The following is an 8,600-nucleotide window of genomic DNA, read 5'->3' as shown; positions in this document are numbered from 1 at the left end:
CCGGATCCGGGGCCAGCAGCAGGTAGCCGATCCCGGCGGCCGCCGCGGCCGCCGCCAGGCCCGCCAGGGGCAGCGCGAACCGCCGCAGCCGCACCAGGGGCAGCCGTCCCGCCCGCGGCCCCGGCGGATCCGCGGGCCGCAACCGGCGCACGTCGATGCTGTCCGCGCGCGCGTCGAGGGCCTGGCGCAGCCGGCGCTCGACGGGCCGCTCGGCGAGGCGTTCGCCGTCACGCGTCATATCCGTCCCTCCAGAATCTTTTCCAGCGCGTCCAGGCCGCGGCTCGCGTTGGACTTCACCGCTCCCCGGCTGATCCCGAGAGTGGTCGCGATCTCCGCCTCGCTGAGATCGGCCCAGTACCGCAGCACCAGGACCTGCCGGCGGCGCGCCGTCAGCCGGCCGAGCGCGGCGAGCACCTCGCGGTGCGCCTCGTCCAGGACGACGTGCTCCTCGGCGGACGGGATGTCGGCCGCCGCCGGCGGGGTCCAGGCCCGCACGGTGCGCCTGCGGCGCAGCACGGAGCGGGAGGTGTTGACCACCGCGGTGCGCAGGTAGCCCAGCGCGTTGTCGACTTCGGTGATCTGTTCCCCGTGCCGCCGGTAGAGGGCGGTGAAGGCGTCCTGCACCACGTCCTCGGCGGTGGCCAGGTCGTCGACGAGCAGGACCGCCAGCCGCACCATCCGGAGCCGGTGCGCATGGTAGAGGTCGGTGACGGTGGGCGGCCGCGGGTCGCCGTCGCCCGTGTGGTCGTACGTGTACGAGGGCCCGTACGAGGAGTGGTACGGGTCCCCGTACGACCGCGGGGGGACGGGCGGGGCTGAGCGCTCGCGGCGCAGCAACGACCGCAGGCCCCGCCACGCCCGGCCGAAGCCGGGCATGAGGGGGCCGACGGGTGGTGCCAGTTGGAGCACGGGATTCCTCAGCTGTTCGCGCGGCGCCGCACGGCGTACAGGGCTCCGGCGCCGGCGAGGACCAGGCCGGCGGCCCCCGCCCCCATCGCGACGGTGGTCGCCGAGGAGCCAGTATGCGCGAGCTCCGGCGTGCCGGGGGCGGCAGCGGGCGCGGAGGGGGACGCGCCGGGCCCGGCCTCGGACCCCGGGGTCGTCGCGACGCCGCTGGGCGCGGGGCTGGGAGCCGCGCTCTTCGTGTTGCCTCCCGCGCTCGGCGGGGTGCTCACCGACGGGGAGGGCTTGGGCCCGCCCGCGGTGGGCGAGGCGCTGGCGGGCACGCTGACCGACGGGGAGGGCGCGGCCGAACTGCCGCTCGCGGCGGAGGCCGGACCGGCGAGGGCGACGGCCACCCCGGCGGCCGCGGCTGTGACGGCCGTCCGGCGGAAGGCCGCAGGGACACGCTTCAGGTTCTTCACGGTGGTTCTCCACGGTCGGGTCGAGGGCGCGGGATCACGCCCTTCACCCCCGCACGACGCGCGACCCCCCGGGAGGTTGCCGCCGTTCCGGAAAAACTTTCCGACCGGTTTCCGGGAGCCCCTTCAGGGCCTCGGCCAGGGTGGCGACGCCCTCCTCGATCTCGCCGGCCGAGCCCGCCGCGTAGCCGAGGATCAGGCCCGGAGGGCCCGGGCGGACGCGGTGCCAGGACAGCGGGTGGGTCTTGACCCCCAGGGCCAGGGCTGCCGAGGCCAGGTCCCCGTCCTGGAATCCGGCGCCGTCGAAGGTGACCATCAGGTGCAGTCCGGCCGCCGCGCCGTGCACCCGGGCGCCGGGCAGCAGCTCGGCCAGGGCCCGGAGCATGGCGTCGCGGCGGCGGCGGTGGCGGCGCCTGACGAAGCGCAGGTGCCGCTCCAGTTCGCCCGAGTCCATCAGCCGGGCGAGGACCAGCTGGGCGAGGACCGGATTGCCGAGGTCGGCGTAGCGCTTGGCGGCGGTCACCGCGTCGCGCAGGCGCGGCGGGACCAGCAGCCAGCCCAGGCGCAGGGCGGGGGCGAGGAGTTTGGAGACGCTCCCGGCGTAACAGACCCCTTCGGGCAGCAGGGCGCGCAGCGCTGGTACGGGGGCTCGGTCGTAGCGGTGCTCGGCGTCGTAGTCGTCCTCGATGACCACTCCCCCGGCCGCCGCCCAGCCCAGCAGGTCCCGGCGGCGGTCGCCGTCGAGGACGACCCCGGTCGGGAACTGGTGCGCCGGGGTGAGCAGGACGGCCCCGGCGCCGCTCGCCCGGAGCGCGGCCACGTCCAGCCCGGCCTCGTCCACTCCTACCGGCACGGTCTCCAGCCGCCCGTACTCCAGCTGCTGGCGGGCGCCGAGCGAGCCGGGGTCCTCGACCGCGATCCGCTGCACGCCCTCCTCCCGCAGGACGTGTGCCAGCAGCGCCAGCGCCTGGGCGACGCCCGCGACGACGACCACCTCGTCGGGGTCGGCGCGGATCCCCCGGTTCCGGGCCAGCCAGCCGACGACGGCCTGCCGCAGCGCGGGCGCGCCCTGGGGGTTCCCGTAGCCGAAGTCGGCCGGGGTGAGCGCGGCGAGGACGCGGCGCTCGGCCTGCAGCCAGGCCGTACGCGGGAAGGCGGTGAGGTCGGGGACCCCGGGTGACAGGTCGATCCGGCACGGTACGGCGCGCAGGGCGTCGACGAGGCCGCCGCGCTCCGGCGGACGGGCCGGGGCGGCCACCGGCGGCGGGGCCGCGACGACCACGGTGCCGCCCCGGCCGCGGCCACTGACCTGGCCCGTCTCGGCGAGGCGCTGGTAGGCCTCGGTGACCAGCCCGCGGGAGACCCGCAGTTCGGCGGCGAGGACGCGGCTGGCCGGGAGCCGGCTGCCGACCGGGAGGGTGCCGTCGGCGATGGCGGCGCGGAGCCGGCCCGCCAGCCATTCGGTCCGGCCGCCGGGTGGGGCCTGACCGACGTCCAGCTGGAGGAAGTCCGAGCCGTTCGGGCTTTTGGACCCCTCGATGGCGCCATCATTGGACCTGCTCATGGGGCCATTGTGCGGCCACGCTGGATCGCATGCAGACACACCGCACGTCCGCCCCCACCCCCACGCCCGTTCCCACGCCTGCTCCTGCTGCCGCCCCGGCAACCGTCTCCACCGCCTTCCGGGACCTGGTCCCGGGGATCGCCGGGATGGCGCTGGTCGGCAGCAGCGTCACCGTGTCGCGGGCGCTCGTCGACGCCCCGCTGTTCGCCACCCAGGCCGTCCGGTACGCGGCCGCCGCGCTGATGCTGGTTGCCATGGCCCGGGCCGCCCGGGTGAGGATCCACCGGCCGCGGGGCCGGGAATGGCTGTGGCTGGCGGGGATCGCAGCGACCGGGCTGGTGCTGTTCAACGTGGCCGTGGTCCGTGGGGTGGCCCACGCCGAACCGGCCGTGATCGCCGTCGCGGTGGCCTCCGTACCGATCCTGCTGGGGCTGATCGGGCCCCTCCTGGAGAGGCGGCGGCCCAGCCGACCGGTGCTGCTGGCGGCTCCGGTCGTGGTGGCGGGGGCGGTACTGGTCGAGGGGACGGGGCGGACGGACGCCGCCGGGGTGGCCTGGGCGGCGCTCGCTCTGGGCTGCGAGGCAGCCTTCACCCTGCTCGCGGTGCCGGTGCTGGGTCGGCACGGCGCGTGGGGCGTGTCCGTGCACACGGTGTGGCTGGGGGCGCTGATGCTGGCGGGGCTCACGGTCGCCTTCGAGGGCCCGTCCGCGGTGGCGTCGCTCGGGCCGGGCCAGTGGGCGGCCGCCGGATACCTCGCCGTCATGGTGACGGCCGTGGCCTTCCTGCTCTGGTACCGCACGGTGGCCGCCGTGGGTACGGGCCGCGCCGGGCTGCTGACCGGGATCGCGCCCCTGGCCGCGGCCGGTGCCGGGGTCCTCACGGGCAGCGGGGTCCCCGGACCGGCGGTGTGGCTGGGCCTGCTGGTGGTGATCGCGGGGCTGGCCGCGGGCCTGCGTCCGGGCCGTACCCCGCGGGCGGACGCGCCGGTACCCCGTACCGACCGGGCGGAGGCGCGGGCATCCCGTACCGACCGGGCACCCGCGTCCCCATGAGGCCCGGCGGTCCGTACGGGGTCCGGTCCGCCCGGCGGTCCGTACGGGGCCCCGTCCGCAGGGCGGTCACACGCTCCGGCGCGCGTAGCAGAAGAGGTGCTCCTCGGGGCCCGCCCGGTCGTCCGCGGGCCGGAAGTGCGCGGTGTGGTGGTGCAGCACCTCCAGACCCCGGTCGGCGAGCCTGGCCAGGTGGTCCGCCGTGGAGAGGCTGCTGACCGTGACCTCGTGGCCCATCCACTCGATGTCCAGGCCCCGGATGTCCCCCGGCACGGTGGCCATCACGAAGTACCCGCCCGGGGCGACCCAGGACGCCATGCGGTCCAGTGCCCGCGCGACCTCCGGCTGGTCCATCACCAGGAGCGGGAAGAAGGAGCACACGGCGTCGAAGCCGGCCGGCTCGGGCGCGTAGGTGCGCACGTCGGCCTGCTCGAAGCGCGCCTGCGGGACTCTGGCGCGGGCCAGTTCGACCATGGCCGACGACACGTCGATGCCGGTGACGGCGCAGCCGGCCCGGACCAGCGTCTCGGCGGTGGGCCGTCCGGTGCCGCTGCCCACGTCCAACACCCTTGCCCCGGCGGGCAGTCGGGCGGTGAGCCAGTCCAGGGCCGCCAGTTGGCCGGGGACCCGCCCGAACACCTCCTCGTAGCGCTCCCCCAGCTCGTCGAACACCTCTGCCGCCGACTTGCGTTGACTCATCGGGCCGCCCTTCGTCTCGGGGGCACCACGGTAGCGGCGGGGTGCGGGGGCGGGCGACGCCCCCGTTAGGATCTGGTGCCAGTGATCATCGAGGGGGAGCCCATGTCCAACACCGACGCCGCAGTACTGAGACCGCTCGGGCCGACGGATCCGCAGGAGATCGCCGGCTACCGGTTGCTCGCGAAGATCGGCGAGGGCGGCATGGGTTCCGTGTACCTCTCGCACACCCGGGGGAAGCAGCCGGTCGCCCTGAAGGTCATCCGCCGCGAGTTCGCCCAGGAGCAGGACTTCCGGGTCCGTTTCGAACGCGAGGTGCAGGCGGCCCGCCGCGTACAGGGCTACCACATCGTGCCGGTCCTCGACCATGACACCAGTGGTGAACAGCCCTGGCTGGCCACCGCGTTCGTACCGGGCCTCGCGCTCGACGACGCCCTCGCCACCCACGGGCCGCTGCCGCTGCCCGCGGTGTTCCAGCTGATCGGCTGCACGGCCCAGGCCCTGCACTCGATCCACGCCGCCTCGGTGGTGCACCGCGACCTCAAGCCGAGCAACATCCTGCTCGGTTCGAATGGGCCCTGGGTGATCGACTTCGGGATCGCGCGCGCCACCGACACCACCCAACTGACCCGCAGCGGCGGCTTCATCGGGACACCGCAGTACATGTCCCCCGAGCATGCGCTCGGCCGGACGGTCACCCCGGCGACCGATGTCTTCGCGCTGGGGCTGATCGCCGCGGTCGTGGCCACCGGCCGCCACCCGTACGGCGACGGGGCGGGCCTGTCGATCGCCGCGGCCATAGCGAACACCCCGCAGCAGGCGCCGGATCTGAACGGCTACCCGGAGCCGCTGCGGCAGCTGCTGGAGCGCTGCCTGCACGCCGATGCCGAACAGCGGCCCCGCCCGGCCGAACTCGCCGAGTGGTGCGCCCGGCTGGCGGGCCGGGAGCTGCGCGACTTCGACGGCTGGCTGCCCGGACCGCTGACCGCGGAGATCGCGCGGCGCGAACAGTCGGCGCAGGCACAGGCCCAGGCACCGGCACCGGCACCGGCACCGGCACCGGCGTCCCACCCGGCACCGGCGCAGACCCCGCCCCCGCCGGCGTACACGCCGACCATGGCCCCCGAGCCCGTCCGCCCCGCGTACGCGCCGACGCAGGCGCCCGGGCCGGTCCCCGCGGCGTACGCACCGACCCAGGGCCCGGCCCACCCGGGGTACGGGGCGTCCACCGCCCCCGCCTACGCCGCACCCTCCTACTCCGCACCCTCCGCGCCGGCGGCCCCCGCCCCCGCGCGCCGCAGCCGCGTGCCCCTGGTCGTCGGCGCCGGAGTCCTGGTGGTCGCCCTCGCCGCGGGCGGCGCCTGGTACTTCACGCACAACGACGACAAGGGCGGCGACCGGCAGACCGCGGCCGACAGCAAGGACAAGACGGCGGAGGCACCGAAGGACGCTGCGCCGAACGACGCGGCGCCGGCGGCGCAAAGCAGTGGCTCGACCCCCGCACCCCAGGCGTCCGGCCGCACCTACACCGCGGTGTTCAAGGACAAGCCCGTGAAGTTCCTCGCGCCCAGGGAGTTCGGCAAGATCAACGCGGTCGACCTCGACTTTCCCAAGGTGGCTCCGTTCGGCGACATCGGCTACAACGACCGTGAGCTGACCATGGGCTACGACAGCGTCGAGAGCGTGACCTCGTTCGGCAAGAGCAAGGGCGCCACCCCCGAGCAGTGCGAGACCGGGGCCGCCACCGATCCGATTCCCGACAAGCTGCCGCAGTCGGACCTCGGCGGGGCGGACAGCGCCATCGTCCAGGGCGACCTGCTGTGCACCGTCACCAGCAAGGGCAATCTCGCCATGGTCAAGATCGTCGGGGTCGAGCCCTCGACGGACAGGCTCTACAAGGTCCCGACGTACCTCACCGAAGTGACCCTCTGGAAGCGGTAGGCACAGCCGCGGGCGGGGCGTGACCCCGACGGGCCGGACCGGCTCACCGGCAGAGGCGTTCCCCTCGGACGGAACGTTCCATGCAGACCAGCCGGTCCCGCTCGTCCCACGACCCGGTGACGGTGAATCCGAGCCGTTCGTACAGCGCGATCGCGCCTGCCCGCCACTGCCACACCGAGAGCCGCACCGCACTGAGGCCGTTCTCCTCGGCGTGCGTCAGCGCGGCGCCGACGAGACGGCGCGCGATGCCCAGCCCGCGGAACTCCGGGTCCGTCCAGAGCCTCTTGACCTCGCACCGCCCGTCCACGGGGGCGGCCACCACCAGGCAGCCCACCGCGGTGTCCCCGATCGAGGCCAGCAGCACGCAATCGCGGGCGAAGGCCAGCTGCGGATCCGCGATCTCCGCGCGGTAGCGGTCGGGCAGGCCGTCCACATCCGCGACGGCCTCGCCCTTCTCCTCCTGCGTCCGCAGGTGGTAGGCGGCCAGCAGCCCGGCCAACCCGTCCCGGGCGGAAAGGGCCCGACCCGGCCGGCGGACGATGACAACCTCACGTGGTTCGGTCACGCAGGGAGCATCGCATCCCGGTACGCACCCCCGGGTGCCGGGGGGGCGGGGGGGCGGGGTCAGGTGGAGGCGGGCACGAGGACCACGGCCGTGCCGTACGCGCACACCTCGGTCCCGACGTCCTGGGCGTCGGTGACGTCGAAGCGCATCATCAGCACGGCGTTCCCGCCGCGCGCCTTCGCCTGCTCGATGAGCCGGTCCATGGCCTGGTTCCGGGTCTCCACCAGGGTCTTGGTGAGGCCCTTCAGCTCGCCGCCGATCATCGACTTCAGGCCGGCGCCGATCTGACTGCCGAGGTGGCGGGAACGGACGGTGAGGCCGAAGACCTCGCCGATGACGCGCTCCACCCGGTAGCCGGGAACGTCGTTGGTCGTCACGACGAGGACGCCGCTCTCGTGCGCCCCGGCGCCGCCGCCGTAGTCTTCGATACCCATGGCACCCACTCTCGCCCGGGCCGCCGCCGCCCGCATCCGGGGACCGCGCGATCAGGGCATTCGGGCGGCCGGGGGTGGCGGCCGCCCGCACGCCCCGGGCGGGACCCTGCGTCGTGGCCCGGACCCGTACACCCCAACCCCCTCGTGTACCACCCAGGTTGTACGGCGTGACCACCCAGGGCGGTAGGCCGGTCTCCACCCAGGGCGGTAGGCCGGTCTCCACCCGGGAAGGGCGCGGCCGGGAGGGCGCCGCGCATGGATTTTCCTCCGCCGGTCCACCGGCCGGCACCGGCCCACTCCCTCCGGGACCCGCCGGGCGGCCGTGCCCGTTCGGGGGCGGGCAGGGCCGCCGCACCCCGAAGGGACGAATTGGTCATATCGGGTTAAAGGGCGGTGAGCCACCGGGGCTAGGCGCCCTGTCCTCGTCATAGTCGTCCCTGGCAACCACCTGGTTGCCGCCCCGTGCCGCACGTCGCGGCCGGGCGGAAGTCTTCGTAGAGGAGCCGGCTCATGCTGAAGCCCACCAGAACCACCCTCGCTCTCGCCACCGGCAGCCTGGTTCTCGGTCTGGTCGGAGCGGGCGCCGCCGTCGCCGACGACGGTCCGACGGACAACCTGCCTCCGCGGGAGATCGTCGTCGGCGGGTCGCAGCCCGGTGTGTACCCCGGCGAGTACGTCATCGGCAAGGTCGTGTCGAAGGGGCCGCTGACGGTCCGCAGCAAGCCGAGCACCCGCGCACAGTCCCTCGGCCACGTGTACCCGAACAGCAAGGTCGAGATCGAGTGCAAGAAGTACGGTGACAAGGTCGACGGCAACCGCATCTGGTACCGCCTGGCCGAGAAGAAGGGCAACTGGGAGCACGAGGCCGCGACGCCCAACCGCGCCTACGACAAGGAGCGCTGGGTCTCCGCCCGCTATGTCAAGAACCTCTCCGAGGTGAAGTACTGCCGCTGACCCGACTCCGGCCGGCCGCTGACCTGTCGCCCGGTC

At 74.7% G+C, this 8,600-nt stretch carries 9 protein-coding genes and 1 pseudogene; 3 read left to right on the top strand and 7 right to left on the bottom strand.

What is annotated here, in order from left to right:
• The 4 genes and pseudogenes from ACWGE1_RS38385 to pdxR all read right to left on the bottom strand — a co-directional run.
• Positions 1-238, bottom strand: a pseudogene (locus ACWGE1_RS38385) (hypothetical protein); the annotation flags it as partial.
• On the bottom strand, positions 235-876 hold the full coding sequence (locus ACWGE1_RS38380) for an RNA polymerase sigma factor (protein WP_453425105.1): 642 nt from the start codon (positions 874-876) through the stop codon (positions 235-237). The gene ACWGE1_RS38380 and the pseudogene ACWGE1_RS38385, both read right to left, overlap by 4 nt.
• A gap of 41 nt (positions 877-917) precedes the next feature.
• Complete coding sequence (locus ACWGE1_RS38375; RefSeq protein ID WP_453425104.1) at positions 918-1,364, bottom strand: LPXTG cell wall anchor domain-containing protein; 447 nt, start codon at positions 1,362-1,364, stop codon at positions 918-920.
• A 43-nt stretch (positions 1,365-1,407) separates the two neighbouring features.
• On the bottom strand, positions 1,408-2,925 hold the full coding sequence (gene pdxR, locus ACWGE1_RS38370; RefSeq protein ID WP_453425103.1) for a MocR-like pyridoxine biosynthesis transcription factor PdxR: 1,518 nt from the start codon (positions 2,923-2,925) through the stop codon (positions 1,408-1,410).
• 29 nt (positions 2,926-2,954) lie between these two features.
• On the opposite strand from pdxR, the gene ACWGE1_RS38365 reads away from it, so the two are divergent.
• Positions 2,955-3,977 (top strand): DMT family transporter, encoded by a 1,023-nt coding sequence (locus ACWGE1_RS38365; RefSeq protein ID WP_453425102.1) that lies wholly within the window; start codon positions 2,955-2,957, stop codon positions 3,975-3,977.
• A gap of 66 nt (positions 3,978-4,043) precedes the next feature.
• On the opposite strand, the gene ACWGE1_RS38360 is transcribed toward ACWGE1_RS38365, so the two are convergent.
• On the bottom strand, positions 4,044-4,673 hold the full coding sequence (locus ACWGE1_RS38360) for a class I SAM-dependent methyltransferase (protein ID WP_453425101.1): 630 nt from the start codon (positions 4,671-4,673) through the stop codon (positions 4,044-4,046).
• A gap of 102 nt (positions 4,674-4,775) precedes the next feature.
• Between ACWGE1_RS38360 and ACWGE1_RS38355 the strand changes: the two genes are divergently transcribed.
• Positions 4,776-6,611, top strand: coding sequence for a serine/threonine-protein kinase (locus ACWGE1_RS38355; protein ID WP_453425100.1), 1,836 nt, complete (start codon positions 4,776-4,778; stop codon positions 6,609-6,611).
• Positions 6,612-6,654: 43 nt separating this feature from the next.
• On the opposite strand, the gene ACWGE1_RS38350 is transcribed toward ACWGE1_RS38355, so the two are convergent.
• Both ACWGE1_RS38350 and ACWGE1_RS38345 read right to left on the bottom strand, forming a co-directional pair.
• Entirely contained in the window at positions 6,655-7,176 is a 522-nt protein-coding gene (locus ACWGE1_RS38350; RefSeq protein WP_453425099.1) for a GNAT family N-acetyltransferase, read from the bottom strand.
• A 59-nt stretch (positions 7,177-7,235) separates the two neighbouring features.
• Entirely contained in the window at positions 7,236-7,610 is a 375-nt protein-coding gene (locus tag ACWGE1_RS38345) for a YbjQ family protein (RefSeq protein WP_453425098.1), read from the bottom strand.
• A 510-nt stretch (positions 7,611-8,120) separates the two neighbouring features.
• On the opposite strand from ACWGE1_RS38345, the gene ACWGE1_RS38340 reads away from it, so the two are divergent.
• A complete protein-coding gene (locus tag ACWGE1_RS38340; protein WP_453425097.1) occupies positions 8,121-8,564 on the top strand; it encodes an SH3 domain-containing protein in 444 nt (147 codons plus the stop codon).
• Positions 8,565-8,600: the final 36 nt, after the last annotated feature.

Source organism: Streptomyces sp. NPDC054932, from assembly GCF_053610205.1.
Note: the sequence above shows the minus strand (reverse complement) of the source record. Positions and strands in the feature narration are given on the sequence as shown.